This is a genomic window from Rudaea sp., from assembly GCF_036560865.1.
GTDB lineage: Bacteria > Pseudomonadota > Gammaproteobacteria > Xanthomonadales > Rhodanobacteraceae > Rudaea.
Genome location: NZ_DATBQK010000097.1, coordinates 1 through 18,322 on the forward strand (window position 1 = coordinate 1; position 18,322 = coordinate 18,322).

18 protein-coding genes are annotated in these 18,322 nt (G+C 61.3%); 9 read left to right on the top strand and 9 right to left on the bottom strand.

Annotation, left to right across the window (positions count from 1 at the left end):
- The first annotated feature begins 271 nt into the window (after positions 1-271).
- Positions 272-1,171, top strand: a complete 900-nt coding sequence (locus tag VIE67_RS10055; RefSeq protein WP_332025786.1) for an EamA family transporter — start codon at positions 272-274, stop codon at positions 1,169-1,171.
- Here the strand turns inward: VIE67_RS10055 and VIE67_RS10060 are convergent.
- The gene (locus VIE67_RS10060) at positions 1,163-2,188 is read right to left on the bottom strand and encodes a cysteine synthase A (RefSeq protein ID WP_332025788.1); all 1,026 of its coding nucleotides are present in this window, start codon (positions 2,186-2,188) and stop codon (positions 1,163-1,165) included. The two genes, VIE67_RS10055 and VIE67_RS10060, sit on opposite strands and share 9 nt — an antisense overlap.
- A 494-nt stretch (positions 2,189-2,682) precedes the next feature.
- On the opposite strand from VIE67_RS10060, the gene VIE67_RS10065 reads away from it, so the two are divergent.
- From VIE67_RS10065 to VIE67_RS10080, 4 genes are all read left to right on the top strand, one after another.
- Positions 2,683-3,672 (top strand): LysR substrate-binding domain-containing protein, encoded by a 990-nt coding sequence (locus VIE67_RS10065; protein WP_332025790.1) that lies wholly within the window; start codon positions 2,683-2,685, stop codon positions 3,670-3,672.
- Positions 3,673-3,834: 162 nt separating this feature from the next.
- A complete protein-coding gene (locus VIE67_RS10070) occupies positions 3,835-4,725 on the top strand; it encodes a restriction endonuclease (protein WP_332025792.1) in 891 nt (296 codons plus the stop codon).
- A gap of 139 nt (positions 4,726-4,864) precedes the next feature.
- Positions 4,865-5,233 (top strand): glyoxalase superfamily protein, encoded by a 369-nt coding sequence (locus tag VIE67_RS10075; protein WP_332025794.1) that lies wholly within the window; start codon positions 4,865-4,867, stop codon positions 5,231-5,233.
- A 64-nt stretch (positions 5,234-5,297) separates the two neighbouring features.
- Positions 5,298-5,921, top strand: coding sequence for a carbonic anhydrase (locus VIE67_RS10080; protein WP_332025796.1), 624 nt, complete (start codon positions 5,298-5,300; stop codon positions 5,919-5,921).
- Positions 5,922-6,190: 269 nt separating this feature from the next.
- On the opposite strand, the gene VIE67_RS10085 is transcribed toward VIE67_RS10080, so the two are convergent.
- The 7 genes from VIE67_RS10085 to VIE67_RS10115 form a co-directional block, all read right to left on the bottom strand.
- A complete protein-coding gene (locus VIE67_RS10085; protein WP_332025797.1) occupies positions 6,191-6,910 on the bottom strand; it encodes a phosphoadenylyl-sulfate reductase in 720 nt (239 codons plus the stop codon).
- A complete protein-coding gene (gene cysI / locus VIE67_RS10090) occupies positions 6,907-8,628 on the bottom strand; it encodes an assimilatory sulfite reductase (NADPH) hemoprotein subunit (RefSeq protein ID WP_414707340.1) in 1,722 nt (573 codons plus the stop codon). The genes VIE67_RS10085 and cysI overlap by 4 nt, the downstream gene beginning before the upstream one ends.
- 31 nt (positions 8,629-8,659) lie before the next feature.
- Entirely contained in the window at positions 8,660-10,498 is a 1,839-nt protein-coding gene (locus tag VIE67_RS10095; RefSeq protein WP_332025801.1) for an assimilatory sulfite reductase (NADPH) flavoprotein subunit, read from the bottom strand.
- 401 nt (positions 10,499-10,899) lie between these two features.
- On the bottom strand, positions 10,900-11,328 hold the full coding sequence (locus tag VIE67_RS10100) for a DUF488 domain-containing protein (protein WP_332025803.1): 429 nt from the start codon (positions 11,326-11,328) through the stop codon (positions 10,900-10,902).
- Positions 11,329-11,333: 5 nt separating this feature from the next.
- Complete coding sequence (locus tag VIE67_RS10105; RefSeq protein WP_332025805.1) at positions 11,334-11,681, bottom strand: carboxymuconolactone decarboxylase family protein; 348 nt, start codon at positions 11,679-11,681, stop codon at positions 11,334-11,336.
- 151 nt (positions 11,682-11,832) lie between these two features.
- Positions 11,833-13,023: a formaldehyde dehydrogenase, glutathione-independent gene (gene fdhA / locus VIE67_RS10110; RefSeq protein WP_332025807.1), complete on the bottom strand. Its 1,191-nt coding sequence runs from the start codon at positions 13,021-13,023 to the stop codon at positions 11,833-11,835.
- Between the two features lie 19 nt (positions 13,024-13,042).
- Positions 13,043-13,441 (bottom strand): GlcG/HbpS family heme-binding protein, encoded by a 399-nt coding sequence (locus tag VIE67_RS10115; protein WP_332025809.1) that lies wholly within the window; start codon positions 13,439-13,441, stop codon positions 13,043-13,045.
- A gap of 280 nt (positions 13,442-13,721) precedes the next feature.
- Between VIE67_RS10115 and VIE67_RS10120 the strand changes: the two genes are divergently transcribed.
- The 3 genes from VIE67_RS10120 (at position 13,722) to VIE67_RS10130 (ending at position 15,510) form a co-directional block, all read left to right on the top strand.
- A complete protein-coding gene (locus VIE67_RS10120) occupies positions 13,722-14,570 on the top strand; it encodes a LysR family transcriptional regulator (RefSeq protein WP_332025811.1) in 849 nt (282 codons plus the stop codon).
- A gap of 145 nt (positions 14,571-14,715) precedes the next feature.
- Positions 14,716-14,928, top strand: coding sequence for a hypervirulence associated TUDOR domain-containing protein (locus VIE67_RS10125; protein WP_332025813.1), 213 nt, complete (start codon positions 14,716-14,718; stop codon positions 14,926-14,928).
- A 3-nt stretch (positions 14,929-14,931) separates the two neighbouring features.
- On the top strand, positions 14,932-15,510 hold the full coding sequence (locus tag VIE67_RS10130; protein ID WP_332025815.1) for a DUF488 domain-containing protein: 579 nt from the start codon (positions 14,932-14,934) through the stop codon (positions 15,508-15,510).
- 36 nt (positions 15,511-15,546) lie between these two features.
- Here the strand turns inward: VIE67_RS10130 and VIE67_RS10135 are convergent, their stop codons facing one another.
- A complete protein-coding gene (locus tag VIE67_RS10135) occupies positions 15,547-16,161 on the bottom strand; it encodes a uracil-DNA glycosylase family protein (RefSeq protein ID WP_332025817.1) in 615 nt (204 codons plus the stop codon).
- A gap of 33 nt (positions 16,162-16,194) precedes the next feature.
- Here VIE67_RS10135 and acnA point away from each other — a divergent pair.
- Positions 16,195-18,322 (top strand): aconitate hydratase AcnA (gene acnA, locus VIE67_RS10140; RefSeq protein WP_332025819.1); only part of this gene is annotated, 2,128 nt, incomplete at its 3' end.

An 18,322-nucleotide genomic window follows, 5' to 3' on the forward strand; every position in this document is an offset into this window, starting at 1 on the left:
CAACAAGCGCGATGATGTTGCCACCACGCCAGTACGTTCCAATGTGACGCCGTTTATTCGGGCCAGCTAGCACGCCATTCGCCTTTCCCTTCTCCCGCTGGCGGGAGAAGGTGCCGAAGGCGGATGAGGGTGGCGCCAGCAAGAGCGCGTCGCTCGAGGTCGTGCCACCCTCACCTGGCACGCTACGCGTGCCGACCTCTCCCGCCAGCGGGAGAGGTGAGTCAGCAAGACAGCAAGCAGCTAGAATAGAGTCTGCAACGCTGCGCGCCCCATGTCGATTCCTCATCTGCTGCTCGCCCTCGCCGTCGTGATCGTCTGGGGCACGAACTTCATCGTCATCAAGCTCGGCCTCGGCAACTTTCCGCCCCTGCTGTTCGCGACCCTGCGTTTTCTGTTTTCCTGCGCGCCCTGGCTGATCTTCATCCGTCGCCCGCAAGTCGCATGGTCGCTGCTGATCGCCAATGGCGTGTTCCTCGGCTTCGGCATGTTCGGCCTGCTGTTCATCGCCATGCGCGCCGATATCTCGCCGGGTATCGCCTCTCTGGTCGTGCAGACCCAGGCGTTCTTCACGATCGGCTTGTCGATGCTGCTGCTCGGCGAACGTCTGCGCGCATTTCAGGCAGCAGGACTCGCACTCAGCATTGCCGGGCTCTCGCTGTTTTTTGTGCACGTCGACGCGACGACGACCTTGTTCGGTCTGTCGTTGACGCTCGCGGCGGCGCTGTCGTGGGCGATCGCCAATCTCGTCGCCAAGAAGGCCGCCGTGAACAAGCAGGGCGTGCAGATCGATATGCTCGGCTTCATGGTCTGGTCGAGCATCTTCGCGGTGCCACCGCTGCTTGCGGCCAGTCTGATCTTCGAAGGGCCGCAGCCGATCGCCGCCGCACTCGTTCACGCCGACTGGGTCGGCTGGAGCGCGTCGGTATGGCAGGGTGTCGCCAATACACTGTTCGGTTACGGCGCGTGGAACTGGCTACTGGCGCGCTATCCGGCCGCGACCGTCTCGCCGTTGTCCTTGCTGGTGCCCGTTGTCGGCATGACCAGCGCCGCGGTCGCGTTTGCCGAACCTTTGCCCGCGTGGAAACTCGAAGGAGGTGCGCTGGTGCTGCTCGGTCTGGCGACGATCACTTTGTGGCCGCGCCTGCGTAAACGCTTCGCCGCGTCAGGCTGAGGTCGCAGGAAACGCGCGAGCGAGCCAGTCCGGTACCGGCAGGTTTTTCGAGCGCAGAAATACCGGATTGAAAATCTTCGCCTGATAACGCGTGCCCGCATCGGCGAGCACGGTGACAATGACGTGGCCCTTGCCCAGCTCGCGCGCAAGGCGGATCGCGCCGGCGATGTTCACGCCACTGGAGCCGCCGACATTCAAGCCTTCCTTGTGCAGCAACGCGTGCAGCAGCGGCAGCGATTCGTCGTCGGCGATCGACCAGGCCAAATCGATCGGCGCGCCGGCGAAATTCGCGGTCACGCGCGAGGAACCGATGCCTTCGCTGATCGAGTTGCCTTCGGCCTTGAGTTCACCGTGGTTGACGTAATGCGCGAGTGCCGAGCCGGCTGGATCGGCGAGTGCGATTTTCACACCGGGCTTGCGCGCCTTGAGCGCGCGGCCGACGCCGGCGAGCGTGCCGCCGGTGCCGGTCGAACAGACAAAGCCGTCTACACGTCCGGATGTCTGCTCCCAGATTTCCGGTCCCGTCGTCACCTCGTGGAAATCGCGATTGGCGGTGTTGTCGAACTGGTTAGCGAACCAGGCGCTGCCCGGATCGCGCCCGTTCAATTCCTCGGTCATGCGCCGCGCGACATGCGCGTAGTGGCCGGGATTCGCGTACGGCACCGCGGGCACCAGATGCACGTCGGCGCCGGTCGCACGCAGCGCATCGATTTTTTCCCTGCTCTGCGTCGCCGGCATCGTGATGATCGTGCGGTAGCCGCGGCTCGATCCGAGCAGGGCCAGACCGATACCGGTATTGCCCGCGGTGCCCTCGACGAGAGTGCCGCCGGGCCGGATCAGACCACGCCTCTCGGCGTCGAGCAGCAGGCCGAGCGCCGTGCGATCCTTGATCGAACCGCCGGGATTGGCGAATTCGGCCTTGCCAAGGATCTCGCAGCCAGTCGACTCCGAGGCGTGGCGCAGGCGGATCAACGGTGTGCGGCCGACCGCGTCGGCGAAGTCTTTGCGGATATCCATACTCACAAGATTAGCGTTCCAGGGTCGACACAGGAAGTGTAAGGTTGCTATGCGGGAGCGCAGCTGCGTCGCGTACCGATTGCCCCCTTCCGGCTGCCGCCACCTTCCCCCGCTGGCGCAGGGGAAGGATTTCAGATTGCGATGCCGCAGTTCTTCCCTTCCACTGCGGAGCGGGGAAACACCGGCAGGATGCCGGTGTTTGCAGCGAAGGCTGCCCGCAGGGCGAGCCAGTACAAGGTGCCGAAGGCGGAAGGGGGCGCTCTCTGCCTCAACTTGTGCGAATATCGCCGTATGTCATGGCCAAAGGCGTGTGTCACAAACGGAGCATTCAGACATCTAAACGTCTGGACGCCTAAATAACTTTTGGTTATGCTGCAAGGCGTCAATCAGGAGAAGAGCATGCAAGCGCAGCTGCCAGTCGCCGAGCCCTGCTGTCTAGGCTCGCTTGCCCGTGCCGTTTTCCTCCGATTGCGATCAGATGCGAGCCGACAGCCATGACCCTCACCCAACTGCGCTATCTCGTCGCTATTTCCGATGCCGGCCTCAATATCACCCAGGCCGCCGATCAGGTTCACGCGACCCAGCCGGGCCTGTCCAAGCAATTGAAACAGCTCGAAGAGGAACTCGGCTTCCAGTTGTTCGCGCGCAAGGGCAAGAGCCTGCACGCGATCACGCCCGCGGGTCAGCAGGTCATCGACCGCGCGCGCATCATCCTCGCCGAAGCGCGCAACATCCGCGCGCTCGCCGCCAACCTGCGCGGCGATGACAAGGGCGAGCTGTCGATCACCACCACGCACACCCAGGCGCGCTTTGTCCTGCCGCCCGCGATCGCCGCGCTCAAGCAGCGCTATCCAGCCGTCGGCGTGCATCTGAAACCGCATGGCGATGCGCAGGTGATGGGCCTGTTCGAACGCGGTCAAGCGGATCTGGCGATCATCAGCACCACCGGCACACCGCCCGGCGACGGTCTCGCCGTGCCGCTGTTCCGTTGGCGCCGCGCGGTCGTCGTGCCGCATTCGCATGCGCTGGGAAATCTCAAGCGTGCGCTGAAATTGAGCGATCTCGACGGCCACGCGCTGGTCAGCTATGAATCTTCGCTGCGTCCGGAATCCTCGCTGCGCCGCGCCTTCGCCGCCGCGGGCGTGGTGCCGCATTTCGCCTTCACCTCGCGCGACGCCGACCTGATCAAGACCTACGTGCGCGCCGGTCTCGGCGTCGGCATCTTCGCCGAGATGGCGTTCGTGACCGAGGACGCGCGCGACCTGCGCGCGCTCGATGCCGCCGCGCTGTTCCCCGAATGCACCACGTGGCTCGTGCTGCGCCGCGACCGCGTGCTGCGCGCCTACGCCGCAGCGCTTGCCGAACTGATCGCTCCCCAACTCGACCCGCGCGATCTGCAGCGCGCCCTCGCCGGCGAAGAGCCCGCCGCATGGCCCGTGCCGCCGTATTGGAGCGACCTGGAGAAGGCGGCGCTCGCTGCGTAGAGGTTTGAGCTGGTAGAGATGAGAATCCAGCCATCGCCCGTTTTGGCGACCGGCAAAAAAAAGCAGTAGGGCGCTACAGCATTACACTTCTGGCGCTGACTCAGACTACCAAGCACGTCCCGATGCCAGCTTCACTTTGCTTCTGGATGCAGGAAAACTTCTATGAAAAAAAATACGGGATTGGCTTTCGAAAGACTAGTCAAGGACATCCTTCAACAGATTCTTGACGCTGACAAAAATGCCGTTCGAACAATTTCCGTAGAGCACAACAAGCGCATAGCAGGCAGGGATAGGCCTCACAATATAGACCTTTATTGGAAGTTTGAAGTCGGCGGCATCGAGTATCAAACCATCGTAGAAGCCAAGGAATGGAACTCGAGGGTCAAGCCGGAACAGATGTCAGCATTCTCTGATATTTTGAAAGAAATCCCAGGACAGCCTCGCGGCCTTTACATTACGCGCAAGGGTTTTCAAAAGGGCGCTATCGCAGTCGCAGAAGCGCATGGGATCGACCTTTACATTTTGTCGGACATGCCACCTTTATCGCTCACGCTGAAGGTCTTAGGTTTTGCGCAAGGAAAAACAAAGGTCGTCGAGATTTCGGAGCAAGCACCAATCGGGTTAATTACCGAATGGGCAATATATGAGTCTGAACTTTCCAACTTGAGGCTGAACATTGAACCGTCCGCCGCTCAATCGAGGACGCCGTCTGACACACAAACGAGCTGGTCTATTCGACCAGACGAAGTGTCACTTTGCGATGAGCGAGGCGCCCGAATAGGCACATTGGCCACATTGTTAGCCGGGCTGATGAAAGATGGTCAGCGAGAACCGAGTCAAATGCGGTCGATTTCTTACACGATCACCGAACCGACATTCGTAGTACTTCCCAATATTGACCGACCCCAGAAGCTTACACATTTGAGTGCGAACTACGTATATAGAAAAACTGGAGAAGTTCTTACTCCGTGGCGCCCCAGCAACGTTGCGAGCTACATCTTGGAAAGGATCGGGAATAGTCGACGACGGCTAGTTCATTTGAAATTGAGTTAGAACAGGCTCCGATGACCCGTGCGACCAAGCTTACCTACTGTTGTGAATCGCCAATCTAGCCCGCGATGATGGTCCGTCGCGCTTGTCTGCCTCGCCTCAAAGTGTGACGATGTTGGCCTGAGATAGAGGACACCAACGCATGAGTTTCGGAAAACCCACACCCATCCTTCGCAGCTTCGACGAAGCCAAGGCGAAGGAGTTCTACGTCGATTTCCTCGGCTTCAATGTCGATTGGGAACATCGATTCGAAGATGGATTCCCGCTGTATATGCAGATATCCAAGGGCGACTGCATCATCCATCTGTCCGAACATCATGGCGACTGCAGCCCGGGCGCCGCGTTGCGCATCGATACCGATGAGCTGGACGCGTTCCAGCAGCAGCTGCTGGCGAAGCAGTACAAGTACGGGCGCCCCGGAATCGTGGACCAGCCATGGGGCACGCGCGATATGATGATGCATGATCCGTCCGGCAACAAACTGACTTTCAGCACACGGATCGACACTTGATCATGCGGCGCGAGCGACGAACCAATCCGCGCATGATCGGTATACAAACGGAGAATCAACGCTCATGACTCCAGCACAACAAGCCCTCGCGCGCCTGCGCGAAGGCAACCAGCGCTTTGTCGCCGAGGTGCGCAGTCAGGCGCCCACCAGCGGGCGGCGCATCGAGGTGGCGGCGGGGCAGGAACCGTTTGCGATCATTCTGGGCTGCTCGGATTCGCGCGTACCGTCCGAGATCGTGTTCGATCAAGGCCTGGGCGATCTGTTCGTGATCCGCGTGGCCGGCAATATCGTCGCCTCGTCCCAGGTCGGCAGCGTCGAGTTCGCCGCTGCGCGCTACGCCACGCGCCTGGTTGTCGTGATGGGGCACACGCAGTGCGGGGCGATTCTGGCCACGCTCGAAGCCTTGCAGCAGCCGACGGAGAATCAGTCGCGCAACCTGCGTTCGATCGTCGATCGCGTGCGGCCGTCGGTGGAAACCCTGCTCGCGACCGATCTAAAGCACGATCACGACGCGCTCGTGCATCACGCCGTGCGCGCGAACATCCGCGCCTCGGCCAATCATCTGCGCCATGGTTCGGACCTGCTCGAACAACTGATCCAGAACGACGGACTCCTCGTCGTCGGCGCTGAGTATTCATTGGAGACGGGTGTTGTCGATTTCTTCGATGGCGTGCCGGCGACCGCGTGACAAGAGCCGTATCGCAAAGGAAGATTACCTCCGCCTTTTGGCAAAGGCTGGTTTCCGCGTATCCATTGTCCATCTCTCCCCTTGTGGGAGAGAGCCTGCCCCGGACTTGATCCGGGGTCGACGCGCGCAGCGCGGCGGGAGAGGGGTAGACACAGCAGGCGCCTGCTGCGCAGGCGTCACCCTCTCCCCAACCCCTCCCCCATCGAGGGGGAGGGGCTAAGAACGATCCGTCGACTGCTGCTTCGGGCGATCCTTAACGGTAAGGCGCATCAATCGAAATGCAGGCCGCACTCGCGCTTGAGACCGAAGAAACGCGTGTCTTCCAGGCGCATGCCGTCGCCCAATGCTTGCGTTGTGTGCACATCGCCGATCGACACATAACCCTGCTCCCATAGCGGGTGATAGGGCAGGTTGTGCTGTTTCAGGTATTGCCAGACGTCGCGATCGCTCCAGTCCACCAGCGGGTGGAATTTCCAGCGGCCATCGCGCAGTTCGAGCACACTCGCGCTCGCACGGGCGGTCGATTGCACGCGACGCAGGCCGGCGATCCAGGTGAGCGCGCCCAGATCGTCGAGCGCGCGGCGCATTGGTTCGACCTTGCGCAGGTGGTTGTATTCGACGATGCCATCGAGGCCGTTTTCCCAGAGCTTGCCCATGCGCGCTTCCATCCAGGCGATGCCGATATTGGGTCGGTATACTTTTAGATTGAGCGCGAGTTTCTCGGTCAGTTCATCGGCGAAGCGGTAGGTCTCCGGAAACAAATAGCCCGTGTCGATCAGCACCACCGGCAGATCGGGCATTTCGCGCGTGGCCAGATGCAGCAGGGTTGCCGATTGCGCGCCGAAGCTGGACGACAGCACATGCGCGCCGGGTAGCGTTTCGTAGGCCCAGCTGAGTCGCTGGTACGCGTTGCGCGTTTCCAGCCAGGCATTGATTTCGGCGAGGGCGTGTTCGTCCTCGGCAGCGGTAACGAGATCGGGCAGGTTCATGCAACTTTCTCTCTGTTTTTGTCATCGGGTAACGCAGCAGACGGGTGCGGATCCGGCACGACGATGCCGGCCCGAACTAGGAAATCGCCGAAGCCTTCGCCCTCGCCGCGTTCGCCGGCGTAGCCTGCGAACAGGCCATCGAGCGTTTGTAGAATCTGGTCTTCAGCGATGTTTTCGCGATGCAGGCGGTTCAAGCGCTGGCCGCGCGCATCCGCACCGAGCATGAGGTTGTAGCGGCCTGGCGCTTTGCCGACCAGCGCGATCTCGCCCAAATAAGGCCGCGAGCAGCCGTTCGGACAGCCGGAGATGCGCAGCAGAATCGGCGCGTCCTTGAGCGCATGCTTTTCCAGCAACGCTTCTACCTTGGTCGTGAGTTCCGGCAGATAGCGCTCGGCTTCGGCCATCGCCAGCGCGCAGGTCGGCAGCGCGACGCATGCGAGCGCGTTCAGGCGCAGCGGCGTTGCGGTCTTGTACAGATCCAGATGATGCTCGGCGACGAGCGCGTCGATCTGCGCGCGATCTTCGCTCGCGACATTCGCGATCAACAGATTCTGGTTCGGCGTCAGACGAAAGCCGAGTGTGGAATTCTTGTCCTTGTGGATTTGTGCGATCTTGCGCAGTGCAGTCAGATGTGTGTGCTCGCTTCGATCGGCCACGCGCCCGGCTTCGATACGCAGGGTTAGATGCCAATGCCCGTTGTCGCCCTCGGTCCAGCCGAAGCGATCGCCGTTGTGCTCGAACGAGAATTTATGCGGCGGCCGCAGCGGCGCGCCGAAACGGCGTTCGACCTCGCTCTTGAACCAAGGCAATCCGCGGTCGTCGATCGTGTATTTCAGGCGCGCATGCTTGCGGTCGGCACGGCCGCCGAAATCGCGCTGCGTGGTGACCACCGCTTCGGCAATCGCCTGCACGCGTTCAGGTGCGACGAAGCCGAGCACGTCGGCCAGACGCGGATAGGTACCCGGCTCGCCGTGCGTGGCGCCGAGCCCGCCACCCGCGATGACGTTGTAGCCGAGTAGCTCGCCATTCTCGATGATCGCGATGAAACCCAGATCGTTGGCGAACACATCGACATCGTTGACCGGCGGCACCGCAAACGCGATCTTGAATTTGCGCGGCAGGTATACCGGCCCGTAGATAGGCTCGTATTCTTCGCCGCTGCCTGCGACTTTTTCCTCGTCGAGCCAGATTTCGTAATAGGCGCGTGTCTTCGGCTTCAGAAATTCCGACAGCCGCGTCGCTTGTTCGTATATTTGCGCATGCGCCGCGGACTGCAGCGGATTGGTCGCGACCATCACGTTGCGATTGACGTCGCCGCAAGCGGCCACGGTGTCGATCAGCGCGGCGTTGATCGCCTGCAGCGTTGCTTTCAGTTCGCGCTTTATCACGCCGTGAAACTGGAATGCCTGGCGCGTAGTCAGGCGCAGCGTGCCGTTCGCGTATTGCGTGGCGATAGCGTCGAGTTTGAGCCATTGCGCGGGCGTAACGACGCCACCGGGCAGACGCGTGCGGATCATGAAGCTGTAGTCGGGTTCGAGTTTTTGCGCGCGGCGTTCCTCGCGCAGATCGCGGTCGTCCTGCTGGTAGCTGCCGTGGAATTTGATCAGCTGCGTGTCGTCGTCGGCGATCGCGCCGGTGATCGGATTGGCAAGGCTTTCGACCAGCGTGCCGCGCAGACGCCGACTCGCAGTTTTGATGCGTTCGACGGGGGACAGCACGGGTGGAACGGCGGACATGTTCGACGATCCTTTAGTAAACATCGCGCGCGTAGCGCCGTTCCTGGGTGAGCTGGTTCAGGGTTTCGCGGGCATCCTCGTCGCTCTTGCCGCCGTGCTCGATGAGGATTGCGCGCAGCGCATTGTCCACATCGGGCGCCATGCGCGTGGCGTCGCCGCAGACATAGATATGCGCGCCGTTGGCGATCCACTCATAGAGTTCGCGACCGCGGCGGCGCAGCGCATTTTGTACGTAGATCTTTTCGGATTGATCCCGGGAAAACGCCAGATCGAGCTTATGCAGCGTGCCGTTCTTCAACGCCTGCTGCCACTCGACCTGGTAGAGAAAATCCGTGCGGAAATGCGGATTGCCGAAGAACAGCCAGTTGCGGCCCGACGCATTGGTCTCCGCGCGTTCTTGCACGAAGCCGCGGAACGGCGCGACACCCGTGCCGGGGCCAATCATGATCACGTCGCGCGTGGGGTCGGCGGGCAGGCGAAAGCGCTCGTTCGCTTCGATAAAGACCGGCACGTCGGCATCGTCCGGGAGGGTAGCCAGGAAATGCGATGCGGCTCCGACGTGCCGGGTCCCGAACGCTTCGTAGTCAAGCAGGGCGACGGTGAGGTGCGCTTCGTCGCCGACGGTCTTGCGGCTGGATGCGATCGAGTACATGCGCGGCGTCTGCGGACGCAGCGCCGCGACGAAGTCTTCGGCCTGCCAGCGCGCCGGAAATTCGCGCAACAGATCGATCAATTGGTAGTCGCCGAGCAGGCGGCGCAGTACCTCTTTGCCGTCGTCGTTGCCGAGCGCCTGCTCGAGTCGGTGCGAGCGCTGCGCGTGCGCGACGACGAATGGTTTGGACAAGCCAGTCAGTTCGCGCTTGCGCAGCAGCCAGCCGCGCAGTGACGCGCTCTCGTTGCGGATGCCGATGCTGCGCTCGCCGTCGAGTTTGAGCGTGGCGAGCACCGCATCGACCAGCGCGGGCGGATTCGTCGGCCATACGCCGAGCGCGTCGCCGGGTTCGTAGCTGAGTCCGGAGCCTTCGAGCGAGAGTTCGATATGGCGGATGTCCTTCACGCCATCGCGCGCACTGATGCGCTGATTGGCCAGCAGCGGCGCGGTGAACGGACGCTCGCGCGTCCACGTCGATATGGCTGGTGCCACGAGTGCGGCGCTGCGCAGGGGCGTGACCGTGGCCATTGGCGTCGCGTGCGCGTCCGTTTTCAGCACGTCGCGCGCCTGTGCCAGCGCCTGCGTCGTCCACGGATCGGCGATCGTGGCGATATCCAGATCCGCATCGCCGCGCGCAAACAACCGCGTCGCGCCGAGTTCGGCCAAGCGCGCATCGAGCTTGGCGCCGATCGCGCAGAATTGCGGGTAGCTCGAATCGCCCAGGCCGAGGACGGCGAATTTCAGCTGCGCGAGTTTCGGCGCGCGTTTGCCGGTGAGGAACTCGATGAAGCCACGCGCGTCGTCCGGCGGATCACCGTCGCCTTGGGTCGAAATCACGATGTACAGCAGACGCTCGTGCGCAAGTTCGCGCGTGGCGTAACCGTCGGCGCGCACCAAGCGCACGTGCAAACCTGCGGCTTCGGCATTGTGCGCCAAGGTTTCGGCCAGACGTTTGGCGTTGCCGGTCTGGCTGCCATAGACAATCGTTAGACGTTGCTGCGGCGCGGTGTCGGGACTGACGGCGATCGGTAGCGCGGTGGCGGCTGCCAGCGGTGTGCGGCGTTGCGCGGCGGCGACGCCCGCGATATAGCCGGAAACCCAGTGCAGGGAATCGGCGTCGAGTCCTTCGCTCAGTCGCGCGAGCAGCGCGAGCTTGTCCTCGGACAGCGGTGATAACAGGCGGGCAGGTTGGGCGGACACGGGGCAATCATTGGCTATGGACGGAAAGACGTCTGATTGACCGCGATGCTAGACCTTATGCCTGTGCGCTTGAACGAACGGATGGTTATAGGCTCATACGCGTTGGTTATCGCCTGGTATGGCTTCTCATCCGCACTGGACAGCGACTCGGAGAAACGCGTCACCTCAAATGGGAGCGTGTCCAACGCGACCGAATTACCTTTCCGGGGGGAAACCACGAAAAACGGCCGAACGCATACTTCCCGGTCACCAAAACTACCCAGAAGGGTCTTCTGACCTTTCCGCAAATCCCGGATTACGTCTTCCCCGCTGCCAGGAGCACGCTGGCGGGAAGAAAACCGAGGTGACAACCCGCGGTCGGTGATCGAACTACCCCGACTGCGTCCACACCGGGCACGAAATTACTTTTTATGCGCCACCGATCGACTCTTCAACGAAGAGTGCTGCGAAAGCTGGTTGGCCAGATAATCGCGGAGGACCAACGCGCCGTTGTGCAGGACATCGTGCGCGCTGTAGACCAGCGTTACGGCACCTCGTCTGCTGGCATCGAGAATGGGAGTCCAGTCGGAGGGCTTCGCGTCCAGTTCCTTTTCGTAGCGCCGCCGGAACTCGTCCCAACGTTCCACACGATGCGCGAACCACTGCCGCAGCTCCGTGCTGGGCGCTACCTCTTTTAGCCACGCGTCTGCCTTGAGGTCAGCCTTTCTTACGCCGCGCGGCCAGAGGCGCTCAACCAAGATTCTCCGGCCATCCGCCTGAGTTGCGGGATCATATGCACGCTTCAGGTGAATCGCGTCACCGACACTCTTGGGCGAGCCTGCATTGTTCATTCGCTTCAATCCCCCTGTTTGTTCGTTGCTTGTTCCATCGTATCGAGCGCGAGAGCCGAGTGCGCGTAAGCACCACCCGCACGCATCTCTGCTGCAACCCAGATGGCCTCCATGATTTCCTGCTCGGTTGCTCCGTGTCGTTGCGCTGCCTTGGTGTGCCCACGAATGCAATACGGACACTGGGTGACGTGCGCTACTGCGACCGCGATTAGTTGCTTGGTCTTTACGGGCAACGCGCCGGGTGCGAATACGCGTTCGCTGAAGGCGGTAAAGGCATCATGAATATCAGGCGCGAGTTGCTTGCGTCTGGCGGCAATCGCCGGCGTTGTTTGCGGGAAGATGTCTTTCATCATGGCGTATTACTCTTGTTGAGCGCTGACTTGCTCGCATCTGTAAAAATGGACTGCGATAACTATTGAGAGAACATGGCGACGGCCTGCTGTCGCAACACGCAAAAAAGATTCGGGGTTTGCATCCGGTTGTCAGCCGCGGATTGATTGCGTCTCACGCCGCATGCTTGATGCTGCCATGAGGGTCGATGACAAACTTTCGGGCAACTCCCTTGTCAAACTCCGCATAACTCTTGGGCGCTTGGTCCAAGCTGATGACCGTGGTATTGACGGCTTTGGCAATCCGGATGCGATCATGAAGAATCGCCATCATCAAGCCACGGTTGTACTTCATCACGGGCGTCTGCCCGGTGCACAACGTATGTGACTTGGCCCAGCCAAGGCCCAGTCGGATGCTGAGATTTCCATGCTTGGCAGCCCGGTCACCCGCGCCCGGGTCTTCCGTGACGTAGAGGCCCGGGATTCCGATCGCGCCGGCTGCGCGCGTCGCTTCCATCAGCTGGTTGAGCACGATTGCAGGTTCATCCTCGCCTTGATGCCCTTTCGCTTCGAAGCCGACGCAATCGACCGCGCAATCGACCTCCGGCACTCGCAGGATCTGCTCGATGCGCTCCGCGATCGTGCCTCCCTGTGCAAGATCAATCGTTTCGCACCCGAACGAACGCGCCTGGGCGAGGCGCTCCTTGTTGAAGTCCGCGACGACCACGACGGCGGCACCCAGCAGGAACGCGGACGCGGCTGCGGCCAACCCGACGGGCCCGGCGCCTGAAATCAGCACTGTTGCGCCGGTCGACACGCCCGCCGACACGCAGCCGTGAAACCCGGTTGGCAAGATGTCCGACAGGCAAGTCAGGTCCTGAATCTTCTCCATCGCCTGGGCTTTATCGGGAAACTTGAGCAGGTTGAAATCGGCATAGGGAATCATGACGTACTCGGCCTGACCGCCGATCCATCCCCCCATGTCCACATAACCGTAGGCGCCGCCGGCTCTTGCCGGGTTGACGTTCAGACAAACGCCCGTGGCTCGCTCCTTGCAGTTTCTGCATCGTCCACACGCGACGTTGAACGGCACGGAAACAAGATCTCCGACCTTGATGAATTCCACGTCGCGCCCGGCTTCGATAACCTCGCCGGTGATCTCGTGACCCAGGATCAGTCCGGCAGCGGCTGTCGTACGGCCGCGCACCATGTGCTGATCGCTGCCACAGATGTTGGTCGTTACGATCTTCAGGATCACCCCGTGATCGCATCGCCTCCCGGCTGGGTCGATCAACTTCGGAAAATCGATGCTGCGAACTTCGACCTTTCCAGGTCCGACGTAAGCGATTCCTCGATTGGTTGCCATCAGTTGCTCCTCGATTCATTCAAACGAAAGCGGCGGAACCTGCTTCCGCCACAGCTTCATCCTGTTCACCCGAGCCACCGCTCACTCCGATAGCCCCGACGACCTTTCCGGCGCGCTTCAGCGGCAGACCACCGGCAAAGATCATCACGCGGCCTTGGTTGGACTCGTGGATGCCGAAAAACTGTCCACCTGACTGAGAGAACTGCGCCAGGTCCTTGGTGGAGATATCGAATGCGCGCGCAGTAAAAGCCTTCTTGATCGAGATATCGATGCTGCCCATCCAGGCCTCATCCATTCGCACATGAGCGACCAGATTGCCGCCCGCATCAGCGACCGCAATGTTCATCGGCTGGCGGAGCGCCTGGGCCTTTCTCTCGGCGGCCGCAATGACCTTTCTCGCATCTTCTAGTGTCAGCATGTCGGTCTCCTTGTAACGAATTGGTTGACGCCGCTCACCCGCGGGATCGCAATCCCGCATTCACGTTTTGTTCCCGTTCCAAACATTCCCGCTTGCTTTCAAATTTGCGGTCGAATGGTGCCGATGATCGCCCTGTGCATAGCGAAGAATGAAGATCGAGAGGGCACGCGAACAACACAAAGCGGGGCGCATGAGGGTTCAAAATTGGAATAGCCCGAGTCTAGTCTTCACGGTATTTTTTACAAACGATTAAAATCGGCGCCTAATATCGATATTGCCGATGGATACAGAGCTCGCTCGCACATTTATCGTTGTGGTCGCAGCGGGCAGCTTCGTTGAAGCTGCCAATCGGCTGCACGTCACGCAATCGACGGTAAGCACACGGATACAGCGCCTGGAAGAGAAGCTCGGGGCGGAACTGTTCGTGCGCAACAAGTCGGGCACGACGTTGACTCCTGCTGGTCGACAGTTTCAACGACACGCAGCGCTCCTCACGCGCACGGTTGAGCTGGCCCGGCAGGAGATCGGCATCGTGAGCGGATTCCGCGCGACGCTGACGGTCGGGGCCCGCGTCGGATTATGGGAGGATTTGCTATCGATTTGGTTGCCGATCTTCGCATCGCGTGCGCCGGATGTTGCGGTGCGCGCGTTGGTCGGCTTCGAAGAAGACCTGATGCAAGCCTTGATCGATGGTCAGGCGAACATCGCTGTGATGTATACGCCGCAAACTCGTCCGGGTCTCACGGTCGAACCGTTGCTGGAAGAGCAACTCGTGATGATTTCCACCCAGCACGATCCACCTCGCGGGCCGGCGCGCGACTACATCTATGTCGACTGGGGGCCGGAGTTCTTTACGCAGCACCAGCTTGCGTTCCCGAATTTCATTGGGGCCGCGCTCACCGTCAACGTCGGCTGGCTCGGGCTACAGCACCTTCTCCTGCACGGTGGCACAGGCTACTTCCCGGTGCGCATGCTGCGCGAGCATGAGCGGCGTGGTCGTGTGCATCGCGTCCCCGGCGCGCCGGAGTTCCGGCTTTCCGCCTATCTGGTTTTTTCGACGGAGGTGGATTCAGAAGCGCTCGCGCTTGCACTGGACAGCATCAGACGCGTCGCTGCGGAGGTAGCCTGAGGACGTCGTCCTGCGGAGAATGCGAACCTCACCAGCATTGGAGCGAGTGACGGCGCATGTCCGGGCCATGTGCTGACCGCCGTGCACGCCATGACGCATGCGACCAGACTGACCATCGATTTGTCACAGTCATCGAGGTGCAATGATGAACGGACCGTTCAAAGTCGGCGACCACGTGCGCTGGAATTCCGAAGCCGGACATGTCAGCGGAAAGATCATCAGGATTCATACCCGCGATACGCAGTACAAGGGACACCCGCGCCATGCCAGCATGGATGCGCCACAGTACGAGATCAAGAGCGACAAGACCGACCACGTCGCGATGCACAAGGGCTCGGCCTTGAACAAGATCGATTGAGCGATGGCCGCTTTACCGACGATTGCGACGGTGCAGCCCCAGGGCACGACGGCCTCGACGATCTGGACTGTAGGCCACTCGACGCGGCCGCTGGATGTGTTTCTCAACCTCCTCTTGCACTTCCGACTCGAAGCGGTCGCCGATGTGCGGCGCTTCCCCGAATCGCGCAGGCAACCGCAATATGCGTCGGCCGCACTGTGCAGGTCGCTTGCAGAACATGGCATTTCTTATCGTTGGTTTCCCGCCCTCGGTGGCAGACGACGGCCGCAGCTGCACTCGCAGAATATCGCATGGCGCAACGCGTCCTTTCGTGGCTATGCCGATCACATCGAAAGTGCCGAGTTTGCCGAAGGTCTCAGCGATTTGCTCGAGTTCTGCGCTCGCCAGCGGACCACGCTGATGTGCGCGGAAGTCTTGTGGTGGCGTTGCCACCGGGCCCTCATCGCCGATGTCCTTCGCGTTCGCGGGATCGAGGTGGTGCACATTCTCGATGCGCAGCACGTCGCCGTGCACCCCTACACGTCTGCCGCCCGAATCGTGGACGGACGGCTGAGCTACCGGCACGCCGAATCCAAGCGTTAAAACACGGCTGCGGCAGGCATCAGGATGCCGCTGAAGTCAGCGCGCATGAAGAAGTGCATCGACTCTCTTGCGCAACTCGGGCAGGAGTTCCTGTTCAAATTCGGAATTGCGCTGCAGCCAAGGTGTGTTGCGCGGCGAAGGATGAGGTAGCGGGATATAGCGTGGCGCGTATTGCGCCCATGCCCGTGTCGTTTCAGTCAACGACGCTTTCCGACGCTTTCCGAGAAAGTGGCGTTGTGCATACTGGCCGATGAGCAATGTCAGTTCGATCAGCGGCATCTCGGCCAACAGCTTCTCAAGCCACAGTTGTGCGCATTCGGGACGCGGCGGCAGATCGCCGCCGCGACCTCGGCCGGGATAGCAATACCCCATGGGAATGATTGCGATGCGTGATTCGTCGTAGAAATCGTCTTTGCTCACGCCCATCCACGAACGGAGGCGCTCGCCACTGGGATCATCCCAAGGAATGCCCGTTCGGTGTACGCGTGCACCTGGCGCCTGACCGACGATGAGGATCCGCGCGGTTGCTGCCGCGCGCAGCACCGGCCGCGGACCCAGGGGCAGATGTGCCTGGCATGCCGTGCAAGCGCGAACCGCGCTCAACAGCGCTTCGAGCGTAAGATGATTCGAATCAGGCAATATCAACGACATTAATTGCCCCATTATTCTGCAAGGCGACAATCCATGATGAACAATCCACTCGGCATTGCTGCGACCCTCACCACGCAGTCGGGCACGGCCTCCTATATAAGCCTCGCGAAGCTGGCTGCGAAGACGCAAACAGATCTGGGGAGGTTGCCCCACACTGTCAAGATCCTCCTCGAGAATATTGCGCGCAGGGCCGGCAGCCGAGATGTCACTGAAGCAGACGTCTTCGCACTCGCGCAATGGCCCAACGGCCCCGATGCGCCCATCGCATTCATGCCAGCGCGTGTTTTGATGCAGGACTTTACCGGCGTGCCGGCGGTTGTCGACCTCGCCGCCTTGCGCAGCGCAGTTGCACGCTCGGGCGGCGACCCCGAGCAAGTCAATCCCTTCATTCCGGTCGACCTCATTATCGATCATTCGGTACAGGTCGATCGGTTTGGCAGCAGGGACGCTTACTCCACCAACCTGGAGTGGGAGTACCGTCGCAACCGCGAGCGCTATGCGTTGCTCAACTGGGCCCAGCAGGCCTTCAAGGGTTTTCGAGTCGTACCCCCGGGCATGGGGATCTGCCATCAAGTGAACCTCGAACACCTCGGCCGCGTGGTAGCAGAGCGCGATGGATGGGTTTTCCCCGATACGCTGGTCGGGACCGACTCCCACACACCGATGATCAATGGTCTGGGCGTGCTCGGATGGGGCGTCGGTGGAATCGAAGCCGAAGCGGCGATGCTCGGTCAGCCGATGTTTCTGCCGAAGCCGGTCGTCCTCGGAGTGAGGGTTCGCGGAACGCTTCCAGTCGGAACGACCGCGACCGACCTCGTGCTGACCCTGACGCAAATGCTCCGGGCGCACGGTGTCGTCGGGAAGTTCGTGGAATTCTTTGGCTCCGGACTGAGCAGCCTGGGCATTGCCGACCGAGCCACACTGTCGAACATGTCACCGGAGTTCGGTGCAACCGCGACATTCTTCCCAGTCGATTCAAATACTTTGAACTATCTCAAGTTGACCGGCCGGGGTGCGCTCGTCGACCTGGTCGAGCGTTACACGCGGGAACAGGGTTTGTTCCGAACGGACGCGGACGCGGAGCCGCTATTCGATGAAGTGCTCGATTTGAATCTGGAGAACGTGGAGCCGTGCCTCGCCGGACCGAAACGTCCGCAGGATCGCGTGCCGCTCGCAGCGGTCGCCAAGTCCTTCGGGGCAGCCTTTGCCGGAGTCGATTTTCCGGTGGAGGAAAAGGTTCTCGCGCGACTCGTGGGTGAGGGCGGCAATCCTGCGGGCGAGATCCTCGGATCCCCACCCGAACCCCTCGAGCAGCCGAACACGGCGGGAGCGGTGACCCACGGATCTGTCGTCATCGCGGCGATTACCAGCTGCACAAATACATCGAATCCTGCCGTCATGATCGCGGCGGGACTGCTGGCTCGCAAAGCGGTCGAAGCCGGTCTGCAGTGCAAACCCTGGGTGAAGACCTCATTGGCGCCGGGCTCAAGAGTGGTTACTCAATATCTCGACAAGGCGGGGCTCACTCCGTACCTCGAAAAGCTGGGATTCAACCTCGTCGGATACGGGTGCACGACATGTATCGGTAACTCCGGTCCGTTACCGGCCGAGATCGCCGACGTCGTGACGAAGCAGGGCCTCGCGGTCGTTGCGGTGCTGTCGGGCAATCGAAACTTCGAGGGGCGCATTCACGCGCAGGTGAAAGCGAGCTACCTCGCGTCACCTCCCCTGTGTGTCGCCTATGCGCTCGCCGGAACGATCAACGTCGACTTGACCGTAGACTCGCTCGGAGACGATCGAGAAGGCAAACCGATCTACTTGAAAGACATCTGGCCTACCGCGGCGGAAGTGGAGTCCCTCGTCGCCTCCTCGGTATCCTCGGATGAGTTCGAACTCGAATACGGACGAATCTTCGCAGGCGATGCCACGTGGAAGAGCATGCCGGCGCCGACCGGCACGCTGTTCGACTGGGACGCTGCATCGACCTATGTGCGTGAGCCTCCATACTTCATCGACTTCGCCGACCTGCCGGCACCGCCCTCGGACATCACTGGCGCAAGAGTCCTCGCGCTGCTTGGCGACTCAATCACGACCGATCATATTTCCCCCGCCGGATCGATCCCCGTGAAGTCTCCCGCCGGCAAGTATCTGCTGGAGCTTT

Bases quoted from the DNA above. Each gene is read 5' to 3' on its own strand.
- VIE67_RS10055 (WP_332025786.1), top strand. From the start codon at position 272: ATGTCGATTCCTCATCTGCTGCTCGCCCTCGCCGTCGTGATCGTCTGG.
- VIE67_RS10060 (WP_332025788.1), bottom strand. From the start codon at position 2,188: ATGGATATCCGCAAAGACTTCGCCGACGCGGTCGGCCGCACACCGTTG.
- VIE67_RS10065 (WP_332025790.1), top strand. From the start codon at position 2,683: ATGACCCTCACCCAACTGCGCTATCTCGTCGCTATTTCCGATGCCGGC.
- VIE67_RS10070 (WP_332025792.1), top strand. From the start codon at position 3,835: ATGAAAAAAAATACGGGATTGGCTTTCGAAAGACTAGTCAAGGACATC.
- VIE67_RS10075 (WP_332025794.1), top strand. From the start codon at position 4,865: ATGAGTTTCGGAAAACCCACACCCATCCTTCGCAGCTTCGACGAAGCC.
- VIE67_RS10080 (WP_332025796.1), top strand. From the start codon at position 5,298: ATGACTCCAGCACAACAAGCCCTCGCGCGCCTGCGCGAAGGCAACCAG.
- VIE67_RS10085 (WP_332025797.1), bottom strand. From the start codon at position 6,910: ATGAACCTGCCCGATCTCGTTACCGCTGCCGAGGACGAACACGCCCTC.
- VIE67_RS10100 (WP_332025803.1), bottom strand. From the start codon at position 11,328: ATGAACAATGCAGGCTCGCCCAAGAGTGTCGGTGACGCGATTCACCTG.
- VIE67_RS10105 (WP_332025805.1), bottom strand. From the start codon at position 11,681: ATGATGAAAGACATCTTCCCGCAAACAACGCCGGCGATTGCCGCCAGA.
- fdhA (WP_332025807.1), bottom strand. From the start codon at position 13,023: ATGGCAACCAATCGAGGAATCGCTTACGTCGGACCTGGAAAGGTCGAA.
- VIE67_RS10115 (WP_332025809.1), bottom strand. From the start codon at position 13,441: ATGCTGACACTAGAAGATGCGAGAAAGGTCATTGCGGCCGCCGAGAGA.
- VIE67_RS10120 (WP_332025811.1), top strand. From the start codon at position 13,722: ATGGATACAGAGCTCGCTCGCACATTTATCGTTGTGGTCGCAGCGGGC.
- VIE67_RS10125 (WP_332025813.1), top strand. From the start codon at position 14,716: ATGAACGGACCGTTCAAAGTCGGCGACCACGTGCGCTGGAATTCCGAA.
- VIE67_RS10130 (WP_332025815.1), top strand. From the start codon at position 14,932: ATGGCCGCTTTACCGACGATTGCGACGGTGCAGCCCCAGGGCACGACG.
- VIE67_RS10135 (WP_332025817.1), bottom strand. From the start codon at position 16,161: ATGTCGTTGATATTGCCTGATTCGAATCATCTTACGCTCGAAGCGCTG.